Genomic DNA, 22096 nt, shown 5'->3' with positions numbered 1-22096 from the left:
AAAGAGCGACCTGGGCCGGGTGTGGTATCAACCCCTGGTAAACAGGTCGCTTAAGGTAACCTCCGCCTGAACACGCCCCGTAAAATGTTCGTTTTTCTTTACCCCGAAAGTAGTGATCAAGGTAGGGAAAATGGTTTTACGGGTTTGTGTCTGCTCGGTAAATACCGCTACTTTTTTGTCCAGCTCGGCGGCATATTTTTTATCGATGGTAAAAGGCGCTGCGGCAAACTTCATTTCGCAAAGATTGATGCAATGGTCTTTACGGTCCAGCAACAGGTCTATTTGCACGCCCGTTTCTTTTTTTGTTTTGGGTTGATACCGCCAGCCCGACGCTTCTACATATATATTATCGATGCCCAATGCCTGCATGATTTGCGGCACATGCTTCTGGCAAACGGCTTCAAACGCAAAGCCGGTCCAGCTTTTGTAGCCCTGCCCTTCGGCAATCTTTTGCCAGGTGCCCCTGCCGGTAGCACGACTGCGCTCTATAAACTTCATATAAAACAGCGAGTACTCATCAGAGAGCTTGTACATACTATCCCTCGAGGTTTTGGCAAAAGGAATGTATAAAGAAATAAAGCCTGATTGTTCCAGCTCATCAAAAATGCGGGTGGTGCCTCCACCGGTAGTAAAGCCACAGGTTTCTATCAGCTCGGCACGGGTCATGCCAGATGGCTTTTTAGCCAGCGCCCTTACTACGGCCTCATGTTGCCCTGAGTTGGTAAACAAAGAGCGGTACAGGTTTTGAAATTCATTTTTCAGCAGCCCGTTTGCATCAAAGCAAATTCGGTCAATAGCCTGGTGGGTGCTTTGGCCTTTACCTACCTGCTTCAGGTATAGGGGTATGCCGCCAATAGCCATATACAACTGCAATACCTGGTAAGCATCCAGTTTAAGTTCCCTGCTTTTAAGATAGGCCGCGGTTTCATGTAAGGTAAATGGCATCAGGCGCATAGACCGGCTTACCCGGTTATGCAGGCCGCCTTTATTATTCAATATATGCTCTATCATCCATGAGGCGGCTGATCCACAAATCACCACTTTAATGCGCGGCTGGCGCGATGCCCAGGTGTTCCACCAATGGGCAAAGTTTTCCAAAAACTTCGACTTGGGTGTATGTATCCACGGAAACTCATCAAACAATATAACCAGGGGCTGCCTCCCCTTTTTTGTGGTGAGGTAATTGGTCAAATAGGTAAATGCCTCCGCCCAGTTGCGTGGCGGAGCCGTGGGTATAACCGTATTCAAAGCCAGTTGCATAGCACGCCCGAAATTTTGTAACTGATCAGGAAGGCTGGCAGCGTGTATACCGGTAAACTCAAAAGCCATATAGGGTGCATAATAATTTCTTACGAGGAAAGTCTTACCTACACGGCGTCTGCCGTATAAGGCAATCAGCTCTGCTTCTCCTGAAGTGAGTACTTCTTTCAGGATCTTTTTCTCGGGATCTCTCCCTACAATGGCTTCGGGTTGGTGCACTTGTGGAGGGTTTTACCTGTTTATAATTGTCCATAAAGGTATAAAAAAAACCTAGTTGTGGACAGATATAACTATCTATACTTGTCCATAACTCCTTTTTTCAATGGTCTTTTTAGAGTAGTACAAAGTAGTATAGCATGAATGATAATCCTTTTATTTGTACTATATTTAGAGATTAATAACCCTGTAAATAATTGATATAATCAAATATGCGCCTCATCCAACAAGTACTACTGCCCGTAATGATATTTGCCCAGCTGGCAGCCTTGGCTCAAAAAAAGCCAACCGCTATCCGGCAAAATATACCACTCGATTCCATTCGCTTAAGCGATCCTTTTATACTGGCTGATAAAAAGACAGCCACTTATTATATGACCGGTACCGGTGGCCGTTTATGGAAAAGTAAAAACCTGCAAACCTGGACGGGGCCTTATACCATAGCTCAAACCGATCCCCAATCGTGGATGGGGCCTGAACCTATGATATGGGCTGCAGAGCTGCATGAATATAAAGGCCGCTATTATTACTTTGCCACGTTTACCAACAAGGCGGTAAATATAGATACAGTAAAAGGTAATGCCATAGAGCGCAGGGCCAGCCATGTGTTGGTAAGCGATTATATTGAAGGTCCCTATGTGCCCATGAAAGACAGTATATACCTACCGGCCAATATGCCCACCCTCGATGGTACCTTTTGGGTAGATAAGGATCGGAAGCCTTATATGGTGTATTGCTACGAGTGGCTGCAAAACTGGGACGGCACTATTGAAAAGATAGAACTGAAACCCGATTTAAGCGGCAGTGTGGGCAAGGGGCAGTTGTTGTTTAAAGCCAGTGCATCGCCCTGGAGTAAGGAGCGCGATGAAAAGGGCAATATTGTTTTTAATAAGGTAACCGACGGTCCTTTTTTATTTAATACGCAAACAGGCCGGCTGGGTATGTTATGGACCAGCTGGATCTTTGATGTATATACACAGGGTGTAGCCTATTCTGAAAGCGGCACGCTCAACGGTCCCTGGGTGCATGAAAAAGACCCTATCACACCGCCCAACTTCGGGCATGGTATGTTGTTTAAAACCTTCGAAGGCAAACTGCTCATGTCGGTACACAGCCATAGAGAAGACAAGCCTGGACAAATTATACGCATCCCCCATCTTTTTGAAGTCGACGATTCAGGTGATCGCCTGGTTGTCGGCAAAGAGTATCACCCCGGCCGCTAATAGTTGGTTTAAATCTGGTTAAAAGAGGTTAATTCTTATACAGCCTAATTTACCGCAGCAGCTTACTTTAGTAGCGAATAAAGAAATGGGTGAGGTGAGTGATTCTTTTCTCGTCATTCCGAGCGTATCCCGAACGCTTTCGGGAGGAGTCGAGGAATCTCCTTATTAATTGAAGAGATTTCTCCCTGCCCGTACCAGCATGGGCGGGCGCTGGTTTTGCTTTTGGCAAAACTCGGTCGAAACGACGTTTTAATAGGGGACAGTGTTGAACATAACAACCAATCAACCATTGAAGCCATTTCTCTTAAATGTCGTTTATGCGCAAAACTCTTATTGTCCTATCTCTTTTATGTACAAGTATATTATCATTTTCCCAATCTCCCTGGGAGCGGATGGCTAAAGCCCCATCCACACTGAATTTGGAGCAGGGCATAGATACTTACCGTACACCCGAGTTTATTATAAAACTGGTGCGCTCCTCGCAAACCGTAGCAGCCTTGCATCCCGCCAGTGATCCGGCTTTCGACTTCACGCCTGGCGACAGCCTGAAAGTGCGCAGCAGTAATGGGCTATATCACCTGGGCGATCTCAACATCCGGTTAAAACAGCAGGGCGATACCGCCTGGAAGAGCTTTTCAACAGCAGCAGTACGTAAACCGGTAAAAGCGATTAAAGCAGGTAATGGGGTATTGGCCGCGGCTGATCTTACTCCAACCTTTGCTGCTGGTATGCCTTTGCAGGTACAACGTTTTTGGGAGGTAAAAAAGAACCAGCTGGTACTACGATTTGTGCTGCATAATCCAACAAAACAAGCTATTGAAATAGGGGCACTGGGTATGCCGATGATCTTTAATAATTTGATTGAAAGAAGAACGCTGGAGCAGGCGCATGTGCAGAATGTTTTTTACGATCCTTACATTGGTGGACAAGCGGGTTATTTACAGGTTACCCGGTTGGACGGTCACGCACCATCGCTGTTAGTATTGCCGGAGGCCCATACATCGTTTGAGGCTTATAACCCTTTGCTGGATGATCCTACGCCAAGAGGCATTGTGTTTGAAGGCTTTTATGAATGGATGGCTTTGAGTAAAGCTTATGCTGAAAAAGAATGGCAACACGCCGATTCCTGGAATAAACCTAATTCGATGGTATTGCAGCCAGGTGAAACGAGAAGTTATGGCGTGCGATTGGTAATATCCGGAACGCCCCGCGACATTGAAACAACGCTTCAAAAAAACAACCGGCCTGTAGCCGTAGGTATACCGGGTTATGTAATACCTACCGATGTAAATGCCAGACTCTTCCTTGAGTATAAGAGCAAGGTGAAGCAGATGGATATAGAACCCCAAGGCGCATTAGACATTGTAAAAACTACGGCTCCGGGTAAAGCGATACAGGCGTACGCTGTAGCGGGTAAGCTCTTTGGACGCGCGAGGCTTACCATTACCTACCAGGATGGCCTGCAACAGGTGATCCATTACAAAGTGATCCATCCCGAGCGTAAAACCATTGAAGCATTTGGTAATTTTTTAACTACGAAACAATGGTATAATAATGACAATGATCCTTTTCACCGTTCGCCGGGTATTATTACTTACGATTATGAAAAGCAGCAGCAGGTAGACCAGGACAACCGGGCATGGATTGCCGGCTTAAGCGATGAAGGTGGGGCCGGTGGCTGGTTAGGAGCCATGATGAAACAACTGGTACTCCCCAACAAAAACGAGATAGCGAAACTGGAGCGTTTTGTAGATGAAACCTTGCTGGGCCGCATACAGGTAAAAGAGGGTCCTCAGCAGTATGGTGTGAGAAAAAGTCTTTTTTATTACGAACCAGATTCGATGCCAAAAGGTACTTACAGCAGCGCGATCAATTTTAAAACCTGGTCTGCATGGCCTTTAAAAGAAGCCAATAATTTAGGACGTGCTTACAACTACCCGCATGTAGCTGCGGCCTATTGGGTACTATATCGCATGGCCCGGAACCATAAGGGATTGGTAACGAATCACCATTCGGACTGGTACCTGGAACATGCTTACCATACCATTACCGGCATGATGGAGCATGCACCTTACTATACCCAGTTTGGTTTAATGGAAGGATCTGTTTTTTACTTTATACTCAAAGACCTGAAAGCAGAAGGCAAAACCACATTGGCCGACAAGCTGGAAGCATTGATGAAGAAGCGGGCCATTCAATGGAATAAACTCGAGTTTCCATTTGGAAGTGAAATGCCCTGGGATTCTACCGGCCAGGAAGAGGTGTACATCTGGTGCCTGTTTTTTGGTTATGAAGATAAAGCTACTGTTACTTTAAATGCTATATTGGGTTATATGCCTACGCTGCCTTCATGGGCATACAATGGCAATGCACGTCGCTATTGGGATTTTTTGTATGGTGGAAAAACACAGCGCATAGAACGGATGATCCATCATTACGGGTCAGAACTGAATGCCATACCGGTGCTTACCGAATACCGAAGAAAGCCTGAAGACCTGTATTTGCTGCGCGTGGGTTATGGCGGAGTATTGGGTGGCATCTCTAATATCACAGAAGATGGTTTTGCCCCCTGCGCCTTTCATGCCTTTCCGGCTACTTTAAAGAACGATGGCATTAACGGGGATTATGGCTCGGGGTTTTATGGCTATGCGATTAATACAGCCACTTATCTAACGCAGGATAAAAAGCTGGGCTGGCTGGCATTTGGTGGTAATGTAAGTGAGGCGGCTGACTGGATAACGGTTGATATCACTACTGCGGCTCAAAGAAACATTTTTATAGCCCCGGTTAGCTTGTGGATCAGCTTTGATGCCGGGCAGGTAAAGGCCGTAGCATATAACAAACGTACAAAGGAAATAAAGCTGATGCTTGCTCCGGCGGATGCTTATACCCCAACGGCCTATTTCAGGTTAGAGTCAACAACAGCATCCGGCATAGCCTATAAACCTGAAGCGAATCATTCATTAGAGCAGGGACGATTTTCCCTGCCATTGAAGAAAGAAGTAACAACGGTAGTACTGAAGGCTCGGTAATTAGGGCTTGCTCTGCTGTTTTAACTGAATATTATTTTACCCCGCCTACTAAAGTCGGGCAGGCGCCAGGGCACAAAGACGCAAGGGGAACGCTTACATCAGTTGTTGTACAGCATGCAATCATTCATTTGAATATTTGACCATCACAAATATTGAGATTCTTTTGTGATGAGTGCTGCGTCTAAAAAATATTCGTGCCTGCCCAGCCGTTCAGGCGGGTATCTGTGGCATTGCTATCTCATTTTAACTGGAAAGTCAATCTACTTCCTGCATTCAATAGCACCTGATTATATCCGCATTTATTTGCGGATGGTTCTTACACCAAATACACGCCCGGCAGTTCTGCCATTGGTGGATTGCACTTTTACCCTGATGGAACCTTTATCTTTAATCAGCTCAGCAGGGATCGAATATTCTTCATCAAAGAACTTACCCGGCTTTCCGCCTTTCAATTCAACTGAAGCTACTTTTACCTCATCCACCAATATGTCAAAGCTGCGACCTTTATCATCACCAATATAGCTAAACAAAAGGGTGGTTGGTTTGCCGGCTTCCACCTTCATGTCAAATGAAAAGAATCCATCTTTTCTTACTTCACGCCCGCTCCGTCCATAAGCTGCATCCACATAAGATTGTTCACTGGCTTTGAGGTCATGATCGCGTTCGGGCTGCATTTCACCGATACGGAAATTGTCGATAGTTTGAGCCTCTATCACCTGCTGACGTTTTTTCTCTGCCTCATACTCGGCCTGTTTAGCCAGCCAGTCAGCATTGGTGAAATAGTCCCAATACACGCTGTAATGATTATCGATGTTTTTATAGAACGGCGTCAGCGTTACATCAAAGGGTTTACCCGTGTTTTTGGTTTGGAAGGTTAAAGGCGCTGCAGGGTCTTTTACAATCCAGTCGGTAATGTTTCGGTTATCCGTTAATAATACAGGAATCCCATAAACCGGGTCGGGCGTTTTAGCGCCCAGGTTGCCGGCCAGTACCAATGGCCCGTATAGAATAGCTACACGATTGGCATTGTCGGGCATAGCTTCTGCATACAGGTTCATTTCGAAAGACAGTTCTACCTGATCATTATTGCGCCATTTATTAGCTACAACAATATATCCTTCTTCATTGATAGTGCTATTAATGGTTTTTCCATTGATTTTTACAACAGGTATGCCTTTGGCCCACCAGGGCTGGCGTATTTTGAAAGAGAAGGTAGCGGGCTTTTGAGTGGTGACGGTGAAGCTGGTGGTATTGCTTTCAGGGTAAGAAGTGGTTTGGGTAATGTTAACGCCTTTATTTCTCCAGTTGAGTTGAGAAGGAATAAAGAGATTCACATACAGGCTGCCATCGGCGCCTTCAAAATAAATGTTCTCGGTATACTTGGTATGGTTCTCCATACCACTGCCTACGCAGCAGGTAAAGCTATGTAGAGAGTCGCTGAACTGTTTTTTAGCTCCCATACGCAACGGCTCAAAATACAGCATCATAGCGGTTTTGGGGTTTTGCGATGCCAGTATATTGTTGTACAGGGCTCTTTCGAAATAGTTCATTAAAGTGGCTGAAGGCTTCCAGGTAAAGAGGTGGCCGGTAAGCTTGAGCATATTATAAATGCAGCAGCTTTCAGCGGTATTGTCGCTTAAAGCATCATTTAGTTTGCCAGGTTGACCCAGGTATTCATAATTGCCATTGCCTCCTGTTACATAACTATGATGGTTAACCAGTATATCCCAGGTTCTTTCGGCAATAACGGCATCGCTTTGGTTGGCGGTAAGCGTGTATTGCCGCGCCGAACCAATGGCTTTGGGAATATTGGTATTGGAATGCTTGCCAGCCAGCGGATCGGGTTGGCCTTCTGCCAGGGGCTTCATTACAAAGTCGTCGTAAAACTTATAAGACAGGTCCAGGTATTTTTTATTGCCGGTAATAGCATAAATATTTGCCAGTATATCATTCATACCGCCAAACTCACAACGCAGCATTTTCAACCGCTGCTCTTCAGTTAAAGGGTTTACAATAGTGCCCACCCAATCGGCCATTTTAACGGCTACTCCCAAAGCCTTACTGCTATTGCCGTACAGGTAAGCATCTACCAGTCCTGCCATTACTTTATGCACGGTATACCAGGGCGCCCATCCGCCATTCAGGTCGAAGCCACCGCTTTTGATCTCGCCGCGTTGCACCCCGTAAAAAATGGAATCTTCTTTGGGTATAGCGCCCACATACCCCGTTTTACGGGCATCCTGGCATTTGATGAGTTCGTCTACGATATAATCTACTTTCTGTTTGAAGCGCGCATCTTTTTCCGAGGCATACATCATAGAACAAGCCGACAAATAATGTCCCAACGTATGACCAGATAACCCTTCGCTTTCCCATCCGCCATAGGCGCTGTCTTTAGGTTTCAGGCCGGAGTTCTTATAAAAACGGTTCAGCAAACGATCTGCCTTCAGCGATAGTATATACTCCCCATTGATCTTCATGGCATGCCTGAAGGGGCTTTGACCAATCAACCTTACATCTTTTAAACTAAAAGCATAGGCCCCGGCTTGTATAGCAGGCTGTACTTTAAACAGCTTGTTATTTTTTTCGGGGATATAAGATTGCCCGAAAATATCGGCCGAAAAAAAGAGGACCGCAAAAGCGGCGATATATGTGGATCGCATAGAAAGAACATTAATGAACAGATGAGCTGTAAAGTAAAAACTGTTTTAAAAAAAGGATACGCGCATTTTAACAAAGAGTGAGCATATGTTAACAGCTGCAAAACTCCCGACTTAGTTTTGCACAAATCACGTAATTTGGGCCCGAACCAGGTGCTTTTTATTACCTTGTGAGAGCCGATATGTTTCGCAATACCATACTTTCAGCCATTTGTCTATCTCTTCTTGTGGTGTCCCTGCAAGCACAGGATGCTTATAAAGTAAAATACCTGGGCAGTAACCAGGGCTTATCGAACAACTCCGTAAAATGTATTTTCCAGGACAGCAAGGGGTTTGTTTGGTTTGGTACTTATGATGGCCTGGATCGCTACGATGGGTACGAGTTTAAAATATTGCGCAACCGTATTAACGACAGCACTTCATTGCCACATAATTATATTTCTGCATTGAATGAGGATAATGATCATAATTTATGGATCGGCATGGGGCAAGGTGCTGTAACCTACAATAGTTTTACCAATGTAGTGTCACCTGTTTACTACTATCCTCACCGATCTTCGCAGAAGCATAAGGTAGGTATTTATATTAATAGTATAGAGAAAGATAGCGAAGGGAATATTTTTTTAGGTACCAGCGGTTTGAGTGTATTGGTTCGGTTTAAGGATCAAAAAGAAGCGGTGCAGATACCACTTTATAATACAGATGGCAGCTCCAATATATACGCCTCCGTTCAGGCTATGTATGTTGATTCACAAAAACGTACCTGGATCTTCCTGGCGGGGTATGGGTTATACCGCTTTAATTATAAAACCCGGAAGCTGGATCTTGTTAATGCCGATATCCGTAATTTCTCGGTAAATAAAATGGTAGCGGATAATGCCGGTAATTTATGGCTGGGTACTTCAACAGGCTTGTTGAAATATGCAGTAGCTGCCAACCAGGTGACTGATCACTATAATACCACTAAAGGCATGCTCAGCGCTAACTATATAACCGCACTTAGTATGGATGGCTATAACCAGCTCTGGATTGGCACGGATGGAGGAGGGGTAGATTTATTGAATATAAAATCCGGACAGATCAGCAGTATCAATAGTTCCAATAAACCCGGCGGTTTGACCAGTGAGTCGGTGCTTACTATATTTATCGATAAAGAATCGCGCAAATGGGTGGGAACAAATAAGGGCGGCGTCAATGTATTTGATGTGATCGGCAACGAGTTTCGCACCGTGCAACGCAATGCTTCTTACCCGGGACTTAGCAGCAATTTTATCACTTCTTTTTTTGAAGATCAGAAAAGCAATCTCTGGATAGGCACTGAGGGCGGCGGCGTTAGTGTTTGGAATGCAGACCGCACCCGGTTTTCAACGTATAAGGAACCGCAACTATCCAGCAATACGGTAAGCAGCATGACCCAGGATGCGGAGGGTAATATATGGATGGCTACTTTTGGCGGTGGTGTTACCCGTTTGGCGCCCGGAGGGAAGGCGGATCATTTCAGGCTGATCAACCAAAGTGACGGGTTTGAAAATAAGATCGCCATTCGCATTTACTACGATTCAAAAAAGAACTTATGGGTGACTACCTATGAAAATGGTCACCTGTATTTATATAATAAGCAGCTAAACCGGTTTGAAACGTTTGATGTATCGCTGGGAGACCTGATGTCCATTAAAGAGGATCGTGCCGGTATACTATGGGCCGGTAATGCGCAATCGCTTATTCGCATTGACCAGGCAAATAAGCAACACCAGTATTATGAAATAGGGAAAACCGTAAGGGCCATTTATGAAGACCGGCAGGGCCGCTTTTGGGTAGGCTCTGAGGGCGGGGGCCTGGTATTATTCGACAGGAAGGCGGGTAAGATTGCCAGGCGATATACAGAAGACGAAGGCCTTTCGAGCAATACCGTAATGAATATACTCGAAGACAGCACCGGCAACTTATGGATCAGTACCACCAATGGTCTCAATAAATTCAACCCGCAGTCGGGTAAGTTTAATCGCTTTTATGAGTCGGATGGATTGCAAAGCAGCCAGTTTTCTTACCGTGCCGCTATTCAATTGAGATCAGGGGAGCTGGCTTTTGGCGGTAACAATGGGTTTAATATCTTTTACCCGCAACGAATAAAGCCCCGTACTTTTTTTCCTACGTTGGTTATTACCTCATTGCGGGTGAACAATAAAGACCTTTCTCCCGGCCTGGATTATGAAATGAATGGAAGCGGGGATATTACCCGGCTCACGGTTCCCTATAATGAAGCCTTATTGTCGCTGCAATTTGCGGCCCTGGAATATTCTGCGCCCAATAAAATTCAATATGCTTATTACCTTGAAGGCTGGGATAAGGATTGGAACAAAACCGGTAATACCAGGACGGTGACCTATAATAATATACGGGAGGGTACCTACACTTTACGTATTAAATCAACCAATGCGGAAGGCACCTGGAATACGGTAGAAAAAGTGATGACCATAAAAGTACTGCCCCCCTGGTTCCGTACCTGGTGGGCTTACCTGCTTTATTTATCCGGCGCTGCAGCCCTGGCTATTCTGTATGTCCGATATAAAACCCGGCAGGCCAAAATGAAATATGAGCTGCAGCTTTCGCGGGTGAATGCCGAAATGCGTAAGGCAGAGCTGGAGAGTGAGCGTATGGAAAAAGAAGTGCAGAAAGCAGAATTGCAAAAAGCACATGCGGAATATGAAAAAGAAAAAGCGGAAAGGGAAACAGAGCGGGTGATCAACGCGCAGGAAAAAGAAATAAACCAAAAGCGGCTATCGTTCTTTACCAATATCTCGCATGAGTTTCGAACACCGCTTACGTTGATCCTTAACCCGGTTAAAGACCTGATCAAACAATACCAGGGGCAGGATAAGGAAGAGCTACGGATCATCGGTTTAAATGCCACGAGATTACTGAGCCTCACCGATCAGCTATTACTGTTTAGAAAAATAGAAGAGGGTGCGGAAGGCCTGCAAGTGAGCCGGTTCGACTTTAGCAAATTAGGTAATACCATCTTTTATTATTTTAAACATGAGGCAAAAACAAAGGATATAGCCTACACCATCACTGGTATTGAAGAACCCATTGAAATGTATGGCGATAAAAATAAGATCGAGATCATTTTATACAACCTGATCTCCAATGCCTTTAAATACACACCCAGGGAGGGACAGATCAATATTGATGTTGTTGGATATGACGATCATTTGCAAATCGCGATCAGGGACACCGGGGCTGGTATACCGGAGGGTGCCGGCAATGCCATATTCGATCGCTTCTACCAGGCCGAAGGGCATGTAAAGCTGGGCTTTGGCATTGGCCTTTATATGGTGAAGCAGTTTACCGAAATGCACCAGGGCACTATTGCCTACCAGAGTGAGGTGGGCAAGGGTACGCTATTTACCCTTGAGTTACCATTAGGACGCGATCATTTTGGGGCTATCCCCATAACAGAAACATCGGATGAAGAAGACGAATCGCCTGTTATAACCACAGATGATTTTGAGCCTTCTGACGAGCAAGCACCTATACCTGTGCCTGAAATACCTTTATTGACTACTAAAAAAGCCATCGTTGTGGTAGATGACGATGAAGAGATGCGCAATTATGTGGCTTCCGTATTCGGTGAGGAATTTGTGGTGTATAAGGCGTCCAACGGCAAAGAAGCGCTGAAGCTGGTGGCATCAAAAAAACCAGACCTGGTTATTTCAGATATTTCGATGCCCGAGATGGACGGTATTACGCTTTGTAGCACTATAAAAGCAGATATTAATACAAGCCATATACCGGTTATCTTGCTCACGGCCCACACTTCGCAGGAGATAGAGTTAAAAGGAACGGAAGAGGGCGCTGACCAGTATGTGACCAAACCCTTTAATAAAGAGCTGCTCCTGGCCAAAGTAAACGGGCTGTTTAAAAGCCGTGCCAGCCTGCAACAGTATTTTTATAACCAGGTTACCCTTAAAAAGGATGGGTCCGAACAGCCTAATGTTCCGGCTGAATACCAGGAGCTGCTGGATAAATGTATTGCTATTGTAGAAAAGCATCTCGACGATAATGACTTTAATATTGAAACCCTGGCGCGTGAAATGGGCATGAGCCACTCCTATTTATATAAAAGGATCAAGTTGATATCAGGACAATCAGTAAACGGCTTTATCCGCTTTTTGAGGTTAAGAAAAGCCGCTGAATTCTTGATCACGACCAATGATACGGTGAGCGAAGTGGCTTATTCGGTTGGCTTCAGCGATGTAAAATACTTCCGTGAACAGTTTACCAAACTGTTTAAAATGAAGCCTACCGATTATATGAAGCAATATCGTGGCAAAGTAAGCGGCAATTTGAGAATTGGCAATTCTGAAAATAATTAGCCGGTTTAATGTGAGTAATATTCATTTTCCCTGATAGGTAAACTGATTTACCCCGTTTTTTATACGAATTTCTCCACGATGCCCGCAACCGATTTTTAGCAACTTTACAGGGACTTGCCGATAGCTTGTTATAAAGCGGTCTGATAGTGCATTATTAATTTAACGAAGTGTAACAGCTTATGATCAAAAAAAATTACTGGTGGATTGGTTTTCTTTTATTGTTTCCTGTTTTGGTGAAAGCCCAGGCAAAAACAGCGCCTTCAAAATATACCGGCTACCTTTTTACCTATTTTACAGGCAATAGTAAAGAGGAAGAAGCCATCCGTTTTGCGATCAGTACCGACGGCTACCATTTCCAGGCCTTAAATAATAACCAGCCGGTAATAGCTTCTTCGGCCATCAGCTCCACGGGCGGTGTGCGTGATCCGCATATTTTGAGAGGTGCAGACGGGAAAACTTTTTATATGGTGGCAACAGATATGGTGTCGGCCAATGGCTGGGATTCGAACCGGGCAATGGTGCTGCTCAAATCCAACGACTTAGTGAACTGGACTTCGGCAATTGTCAATATTCCGCAGACCTTTAAAGCCTTTGAAAAAGTAAACCGGGTTTGGGCGCCTCAAACCATTTATGATGCTCAAAAAGGCAAATACATGATTTATTGGTCGATGAGAGCAGGGAGCGATCCTGATATTATCTATTATGCCTATGCCAATAAAGACTTTACGGCATTAGAAACCGAACCTAGACAATTATTTTTTAGCCCGAACAACGGCGCCTGCATTGACGGAGATATCGTGGAAAAAAACGGGAAGTTTCACCTGTTCTTCAAAACGGAAGGACAAGGCGCAGGAATCAAAGTAGCGGTTTCGAATAAGCTGACAGAAGGCTATACGCTGCGCGATGCTTATGTACAGCAAACCAAAGATCCTGTTGAGGGCGCGGGTGTGTTTAAGTTGAACGATGGCAGCGGGTATATATTAATGTACGATGTGTATACCAAAGGCCGCTACCAGTTTACCAAAACAACGGACCTTGAAAATTTTAAGGTGGTGGATGAGCAGGTATCTATGAACTTTCATCCGCGGCACGGAACGGTGCTACCGGTTACCCAAAAGGAAATGAAACGTTTGGCTGCCAAGTGGCTGAGTGTTACAGATGTATTGGGTACGGTACAATCCAAACAAATCAAAAAGAACAATATGGTGCTCGACACGGTGGCTAAGAAATTATGGTTACCCGTTTTAGACAATACGGCACTCAGTAAATTCGATCCGCAATTTAAAAGCTTCCCGGGTGTGAAGATTACGGCATCCGGATCTGATTTTTCTAAAAAGCCGGTGGCTTATACTATTTCCATACCGGGACGCAAGCCCGAAACCTGGCAGGTGCAGGTGTTACAGAACCGGAATCCGGTACTGGCAGGTTATTATGCTGATCCCGAGATCCTATATTCCGAAAAGACCAAAAGATATTATATCTATCCTACCAGCGATGGTTTTACCGGCTGGGCGGGCAATTACTTTAAGGTATTTTCTTCGGCAGACCTCACTAATTGGAAAGATGAGGGCGTGATGCTGGATCTGCCTAAACAGGTAAGCTGGGCCAACCGCAATGCCTGGGCGCCCTGTATTATTGAAAAGAAGATGAATGGTCAGTACAAATACTTCTATTATTTCACGGCGGCCCAGAAAATAGGCGTAGCGGTGGCAGATGAACCAACCGGGCCGTTCGTTGACTCGGGCAAGCCACTGGTGGCAGAAAAGCCCGCCGGAATAAAAGGTGGACAGGAGATCGATCCGGATGTATTTACTGACCCTAAAACCGGCAAAAGCTACCTGTATTGGGGCAATGGCTATATGGCAGTGGCTGAGTTGAATGAAGACATGACATCTTTTAAAACGGACACTCCTCAAATTATTAAGGTAGATAAAACTTACCGTGAAGGCACATATGTTTTCTACCGGAAAGGCACTTATTATTTTATGTGGAGCGAAGATGATACCCGTAGTCCCAATTATCGCGTACGGTATGGCACATCCACATCGCCCACAGGCCCGCTTACGATACCCGCTGATAATATCGTAATACAAAAAAATGAGGCAGCAGGCATTTACGGCACAGGGCATAATTCGGTGATACAAATACCGGGCACCGATGACTGGTATATCGTGTATCACCGGTTTACCTATCCCAACGGAATTAAAATGGGCAGTGCTGCAGGATATAACCGGGAAGTATGTATCGATCAACTGGAATTTGGAGCAGACGGCTCTATAAAACAAACCATCCCTACACATAAAGGGATAGCTCCGATCAAATAAATCATTATTAAATAGCAATCATTCATTCAATCAAATCTCAAAATGGCTCGCTTTCTTTTCCTCTTCACGCTCATTATTACTGCCTTTAACTGTTTGGCTCAGCCCGGCTTTGGCGACGCCCATAAAATAAATAACGGGTGGAATTTTTCGCTGAACAGCACCGATACGATAGCTGAAAAGCCTGCCTCTTCTGCATCCTGGCAAACTGTAGACCTGCCTCACGACTGGAGTGTACAACAGAAGCTCGATCCTAAAAATGCAAGCAGCATGGGTTATTTACCCGGGGGCATTGGCTGGTATAAAAAAAAGGTGATCATACCGGCACAAAATAAAAAAGTCTATATCTATTTCGAAGGGGTATATAACCGTAGCGAGGTTTTTGTGAACGGACAATCGGTAGGTAAGCGCCCTAATGGCTATATATCTTTCATGTATGATATTACCCCTTTTATAAAAGCAGGGAAACCTAACGAAATACTGGTGAAGGCAGACCATCACCGCGATGCCGATTCGCGCTGGTATACCGGATCGGGCATCTACCGGGATGTTTGGCTGGTTTATGCCAACCCGGTGCATATTGCGCAATGGGGCGTGTATGCTTACCCGCAGGTAACGGATGGTGCAGGCACTTTGAATATTGAAACTACCTTAACCAATACAGATGTAAAAGCTCAACAGCTGACAGTGGTGCAGGAGCTGGTGGGACCTGACAAGAAAGTAGTAGGGCAAAGCAGTACTTCGGTATCTGTAGCAGCAAATAGTTCAGAAAAAACTGCTACCACCATTAAAGTAGCGAATCCTAAACTTTGGGATTTGAATAACCCGGTACTTTATCAGTTGCGCACCAGGATACTGCAAGGGGGTAAACAAATAGACGCGTCGGTAACTACTACCGGTTTTAGGAAACTTCAATTTGATGCTAATAAAGGGTTTGCATTGAACGATAAATGGATGAAGGTAAAAGGTGTTTGTCTGCACCACGATGCTGGCGTTCTGGGAGCAGCCATGTACAAAGAGGTTTGGCGTCGCCGCTTATTAAATTTAAAAGAAGTAGGGGTGAATGCGATCAGAACCAGTCATAATCCGCAGGCTTCAGCATTATACGAGCTTTGTGATGAGCTGGGGTTACTGGTGATGGATGAAGCATTTGATGAATGGGAATTTCCGAAACGTAAATGGCTCGAAGGCTGGAATGCAGGTACACCGGGCTACCAGGGCGCTTATGATTTTTTCCCGGAGTGGGGCGAAAAAGACCTGGGAGATATGGTGCGCAGAGACAGGAACCATATTTCCATATTTGCCTGGAGCATTGGCAATGAGGTAGACTATCCGAATGATCCTTATTCACATCCGGTGCTTGATGGCGGTGCGCAAACAGGGTTTACACAAAAAATATTCGGCGGTTATAAAAAAGATGCACCGGACGCGATGCGCCTGGGTGTAATTGCGAAAAAGCTGGCGGCTGTGGTGAAACAATACGACAGGTCGCGCCCGGTAACTGCAGGACTGGCCGGCGTTGCTATGTCTAACGAAACAGAATACCCGTCAGCATTGGATATAGCCGGCTATAACTATACGGAGAATCGGTATAGCAGCGATCATAAAAAATACCCGAACCGGGTCATATTCGGCAGTGAAAACCGCCACGATCTGAGCGCCTGGAAAGCGGTTACGGATAACGAACACATATTCGGGCAATTTTTATGGACAGGTATCGACTACCTGGGAGAATCGGGCAGATGGCCATCGCGTGGCTTTTATTCGGGCTTATTAGACTTCGGCGGTTTTATTAAACCAAGAGGTTATTTCAGGCAATCCTTATGGAGTGAAAAGCCTGTTGCTTACTTGGGCACTTACCCGGTTAAAGGCGCTAACAATACACAGGATGTTTTGTCGCAATCAGAAGGAAGGAGAGAAGAATTATCCGTAGATGCCTGGGCATCCTGGAACAATAAAGAGGGGCAAACCGTGCGAGTGGTTTGTTATACCAATACTGCTAAAGCAAGATTGCTGCTTGATAATCAACCTGTGGGGGATGTTAAAAACTATGATACCAAAACCGGTATTACCTATTGGGATGTTCCGTTTAAACCAGGTACATTAAAAGTGGAGGGATTGAATGCGGCCGGTAATGTAGTAGTTACTTATGCGGTGGCAACTGCCGGTGAGGCCACTGCCTTAAAAGTGATCAATGATAGCAAAAAAGATGACGCGGTTAAACAGGTAGCGGTACAACTGGTAGATGCAAAGGGTAATCCTGTTTATACGACCCATGCCGACATAACCTGTACGGTAACAGGCGGAACCTTACTCGGCCTTGAAGCCGGTGATAACAGCGATATGGGGGACTATACCGATAATGTACAGAAAACATTCCGAGGCAGATTATTGGCTTATGTGAAGAAAAATCAAAAATCAGGTCCGGTTAAAATAGTATTCACCTCGCCTAAGTTAAAGAGCGTAACTATAACACTCTAACAAATTCAGAACAGTTATTTAAAAAGATATTACAATGATTTCCCTGATTATTGGTTCGTTACTAGCTATCGGCAGCCCGGATGATTCCGGCCACGTAAAGAAAAAGGGTGATGATTACAAGCTCGTATGGTCAGACGAGTTCGATAAAAGTGGTGCTGTAGATACAACGGTTTGGCAATTCGAAAAAGGCTTTGTGCGCAATAACGAACTGCAATGGTACCAGCCACAAAATGCCTGGTGCGAAAACGGTAAGCTCATCATTGAGGCACGCAGGGAAACCAAAACCAATCCCAGGTACAAAGAAGGAAGTAGCGATTGGCGGGAAAAAAGAAAGGAGATTGAATACACATCTGCCAGCATCAATACCCGCCATTCTAAAACCTGGCAATATGGCCGATTTGAAATTCGCGCTAAAATTATAGCAAAGCCGGGATTATGGCCTGCCATATGGACATTGGGTGTAAATGGCGAGTGGCCCTGGAATGGAGAGATTGATATCATGGAATATTATAAAGGCGATATCCTGGCCAATGTGGCAACGGGTACCAATCAACGCTGGAATGCCAAGTGGTTCAGCACCCATAAACCGGTCAACTCGTTTAAACCCAACTGGGACCAGGATTTTCACGTATGGCGTATGGATTGGGATGAAAATTCTATCAAACTTTTTGTAGACGACCTGCTGCTGAACGAGGTAAAGCTAACTGATGCGAATAATCCCGATGGCACTAATCCTTTTCAACAACCTCATTATTTACTGCTCAACCTGGCAATAGGCGGTGACAATGGCGGTGACCCTTCAACAACTGAATTTCCAAGTCGGTACGAGGTGGACTATGTAAGGGTATATCAAAAAAAGTAATAAATGTTAGTGAGTGATAAGCGTTAGAAAGCGCACACTCTGAACATGTAGGGTTTTTGCCTGGGCATTTGTAACAGTGCCAGGCTTACTATGTTTCTTAAAAGAAGCTAAGTCTTTATCGCGACGCTACTGCCCATACGGGTCAACATAGTTGGCAACCTGCTGAAAAATTAGCATAGGGTATAACAGATGTTGATATCCCTCCTTCCTTTATAAGTTGATTTTTAGACCTTTACAATAAATAAAGGTTTTTCGTCCGTACTAAAATCACCCCTCTTTTATAACGATTTCTCCCCCGGTCCAGGGTATATCATGATCTATTTTCATCACGCAATACGAGCTAAGATGATTTAGCTGGTTAGCGTAGTATTCATTTAAAATATAAAAGCGATTGTTTATGCAAGCCAAATTAAGATTTCGGCGATTAAAGCTACTGAATTGTGGTGTCCTGGTATTTCTGTTAATGGCACTTCCGCTTATTGTTAATGCACAGGTTACAGTTCAGGGTACTGTTACTAAAGCCGACGGAGCTCCTATCCCCGGCATATCTGTTGTAGTTGCAGGTACCACCTATGGCACCGTTACCAATGACCAGGGGGCATATTCCATTAATTCAAAAAAGGGCGATAAGATTCAGTTTTCGGGTACTGGTTATGTTTCGCAGGAGGTAGAAGTAAGAGACAATACCGTCATCAATATTGAGTTAGCAGCATCGAATGTGTCTATGGACGAGGTGGTGGTTGTGGGTTATGGCACCATGCGAAAAAAGGATCTGACCGGATCGGTAGTGCAGATAAAGCCTGACGATATGGCCAATGCCAATCCTAATACCGTACAGGATATTCTTCGTGGTGTTCCGGGCCTGCAGGTAGGATACGACCCGTCAGCAAAAGGAGGGGGCTCCCTCCAGGTTCGAGGCCAGCGATCGGTATATACGGCCGGTGGGCATAATAATCCATTAATCATTTTAGACGGTATGATTTTTTATGGAGAGCTATCCGAAATTAACCCCGATGACATAGGCCAGATCGATGTATTAAAAGATGCTTCGGCGGCGGCAGTTTATGGTGCACAGGCCGCCAATGGGGTAATTATTATCACCACGAAAAAAGGCAAGATTGGTAAGCCGGTCATTAATGTTAGTGCCAATGCCGGGTTTACAACGAAAAGTGCCTATCGCAGGGTATATGGCCCTGATGGTTACATGCAGTTTCGCGAAGATTGGTATAAAAAAGACACTTATGGGGTTAATGCAGCAACGGGCGACTATGAGCCCTATCAAACCGGTACATTAAAAGGAAAGCTGGGGTATTATGACAGTCCTGATAATCTTTCTCAGTACGGGATTACATTGGAGCAGTGGCGTGCTTATACTACCAATACTGCGGGCGAATCTGATGCCAGCATCTACGCGCGGCGTCTCAACCTGAATGATCTTGTACTTGCTAATTATGTGGCAGGCAAAACTTTCGATTGGTATGACCACACGTTTCGTACCGGCTTTAACCAAGACTATAATGCCAGCGTATCCGGAGCCAGCGAAAAGATGAATTATTACTTATCGTTTGGTCATTTGAAAAATGAAGGAGCTGTTGTTGGGAATGTGTACCGGGCTACACGCGCCAATATGAAGCTGGATGGAAAAATAACTAAATGGCTACAGGTGGGAGCCAATGTAAATTTCCAGGATCGCAGTGATGGAGATTTACAGCCCGGGTTAGGCCTTAATTATTGGGACAATAACCAGATACGCCTGAGCCCATATGCTTCTTACAGGGACTCGGCGGGTAACCTGGTTCACCGCCCTATGGGACAGAATCAGGGTTATGCCTACAATTTCGATTTTAACAAGCAATTCATTGAATTGGAAAAAGGCTACACAGTGCTTAACAGTATTCTTACTGCCAAAGTAACACTACCGTTCAATATCACCTATTCGTTCAATGCATCACCACGTTACCAGTTCTTCTATGACCGTTATTTTGAATCTTCAAAACACCCTGACTGGAAAGCATCTAACAATGGGCTGGTTAACCGGGAGCAGGCCAAAAGATTTGACTGGTCACTGAACAACACGATCAATTGGGAGCAGACTTTTGCAAAAAAACACCGGGTGAATCTCACCCTTGTACAGGAAGCCGAAGAGCGCAGATACTGGCAGGATCGCATTGAAGCCCGTAACATCCTGCCTTCAGATGCTTTGGGATTTCATAATACGGCCAATGGGGACAAAACAAGGAGCAGCTTTTCATCTTCCGACTCCCGCCAGACAGCGAACGCATTATTTGGACGTTTGTTCTACTCCTATGATAGTAAGTATATGATTACTGCTACCGTGCGTCGCGATGGATATTCGGCATTTGGTGCTAATAATCCTTATGGTATTTTCCCCTCTGTAGCATTGGCATGGGCGTTCACTAATGAAAAATTCTTTAATTGGGAGCCCATGAGCACAGGAAAGCTACGTCTTTCTTATGGTAAGAATGGTAACCGCGCTTTGGCAGACCCTTATATAGCATTGGCAAATCTGGGATCAGGTACAGGTCGCTTCCAGGGCTATCTCGACGGTTCAGGAGCACTTGTAAATATGCGTTACTTGTCTGTCGATCGTTTGGCTAACCCTAACCTGCAGTGGGAAAAAACAGCAGCTTATAATGTAGGCCTGGATTATGGATTCTTAAACGATCGGATATCTGGTAGCATTGAGTATTATGTTATGAACACGCATGATATGATCATGAGCCAGCGACTTCCAGGTTTCTCTGGTTTCAATAGCATTGCCACCAACCTGGGTGAAGTATCTAACAGAGGTGTTGAGTTTACTATTAGCACACTGAATTTGCAAAGCAATACACTGGAGTGGAACACCACGTTGAATTTTTCCTATAATAAAAACCGGATCAAACACTTGTATTATCAATATGAAAACGTGCTGGATGCGGCAGGAAACGTAATTGGTACAAGGGAGATGAATGACAACACCAATGGTTGGTTTATTGGTCAGCCTATTGGTGCTATCTGGGACTATCGTGTAACAGGTATATGGCAGGCGAACGAAATAGAAGAGGCCAAGAAATACGGCCAAAAACCCGGCGATCCTAAAGTAGCAAATAATTATACTGCAGACGACAAGAAGAACGCTGATGGCTCAACTACCCCGGTATATAATGATAAGGACAGGGAGTTCATGGGACCTACAGCTCCACCGGTGCATTGGCAGTTGCGTAACGATTTCACTTTTTGGAAATCTCTGGCGCTATCTTTTAACTTATATTCTTACATGGGTCATAAGTCGATCGATTGGAACTATCTGAATCGCGATAATGATGGTTCGTTGATCACCAATGGTCTGAACACGTTTACCAAAGAATACTGGACACCTCAAAACCCAACCAATGATTACGCAAGACTAGACGCCCAGGGGCCGGGTGGTGTGGCTTCCCCCGGCAAAGTTTACGACCGTTCCTTTATTCGTTTTGAAAGTATATCGTTGGGTTATACATTGCCTAAAACGTGGACAAGTAAATATCAAATGTCAAATGTAAAAATATACGGATCTGTACGCAATGTGGCCGTATGGCAAAAAGACTGGGAGTATGGCGATCCCGAAACAGGAGGATTAGCCACACGTATTTTTTCATTGGGTTTAAATGTTACTTTCTAAA

The 22096-nt window shown here is 44.9% G+C and carries 9 protein-coding genes; 7 read left to right on the top strand and 2 right to left on the bottom strand.

Annotated elements, in window-relative coordinates; translation table 11 throughout:
• Positions 1-27 precede the first annotated feature (27 nt).
• Positions 28-1479, bottom strand: coding sequence for an AAA family ATPase (locus tag ACLOAU_RS05495; RefSeq protein WP_427860850.1), 1452 nt, complete (start codon positions 1477-1479; stop codon positions 28-30).
• 209 nt (positions 1480-1688) lie between these two features.
• On the opposite strand from ACLOAU_RS05495, the gene ACLOAU_RS05490 reads away from it, so the two are divergent.
• Positions 1689-2699 (top strand): glycoside hydrolase family 43 protein, encoded by a 1011-nt coding sequence (locus ACLOAU_RS05490; protein ID WP_427860849.1) that lies wholly within the window; start codon positions 1689-1691, stop codon positions 2697-2699.
• 317 nt (positions 2700-3016) lie between these two features.
• Positions 3017-5731, top strand: a complete 2715-nt coding sequence (locus tag ACLOAU_RS05485) for a DUF5695 domain-containing protein (RefSeq protein ID WP_427860848.1) — start codon at positions 3017-3019, stop codon at positions 5729-5731.
• A 299-nt stretch (positions 5732-6030) separates the two neighbouring features.
• On the opposite strand, the gene ACLOAU_RS05480 is transcribed toward ACLOAU_RS05485, so the two are convergent.
• On the bottom strand, positions 6031-8394 hold the full coding sequence (locus ACLOAU_RS05480) for a beta-L-arabinofuranosidase domain-containing protein (protein ID WP_427860847.1): 2364 nt from the start codon (positions 8392-8394) through the stop codon (positions 6031-6033).
• A 224-nt stretch (positions 8395-8618) separates the two neighbouring features.
• On the opposite strand from ACLOAU_RS05480, the gene ACLOAU_RS05475 reads away from it, so the two are divergent.
• The 5 genes from ACLOAU_RS05475 (at position 8619) to ACLOAU_RS05455 (ending at position 22095) form a co-directional block, all read left to right on the top strand.
• Positions 8619-12767, top strand: coding sequence for a hybrid sensor histidine kinase/response regulator transcription factor (locus tag ACLOAU_RS05475; RefSeq protein WP_427860846.1), 4149 nt, complete (start codon positions 8619-8621; stop codon positions 12765-12767).
• A gap of 179 nt (positions 12768-12946) precedes the next feature.
• Positions 12947-15091, top strand: a complete 2145-nt coding sequence (locus ACLOAU_RS05470) for a glycoside hydrolase family 43 protein (RefSeq protein WP_427860845.1) — start codon at positions 12947-12949, stop codon at positions 15089-15091.
• Positions 15092-15133: 42 nt separating this feature from the next.
• A complete protein-coding gene (locus tag ACLOAU_RS05465) occupies positions 15134-17569 on the top strand; it encodes a glycoside hydrolase family 2 TIM barrel-domain containing protein (protein WP_427860844.1) in 2436 nt (811 codons plus the stop codon).
• A 34-nt stretch (positions 17570-17603) separates the two neighbouring features.
• A complete protein-coding gene (locus ACLOAU_RS05460; protein WP_427860843.1) occupies positions 17604-18431 on the top strand; it encodes a glycoside hydrolase family 16 protein in 828 nt (275 codons plus the stop codon).
• A gap of 463 nt (positions 18432-18894) precedes the next feature.
• On the top strand, positions 18895-22095 hold the full coding sequence (locus ACLOAU_RS05455; RefSeq protein ID WP_427860842.1) for a SusC/RagA family TonB-linked outer membrane protein: 3201 nt from the start codon (positions 18895-18897) through the stop codon (positions 22093-22095).
• Position 22096: the final 1 nt, after the last annotated feature.

The sequence above is a fragment of the Paraniabella aurantiaca genome (assembly GCF_050309965.1).
Lineage (GTDB): Bacteria > Bacteroidota > Bacteroidia > Chitinophagales > Chitinophagaceae > Niabella.
This window is presented reverse-complemented; position numbering and strand designations above follow the sequence as displayed.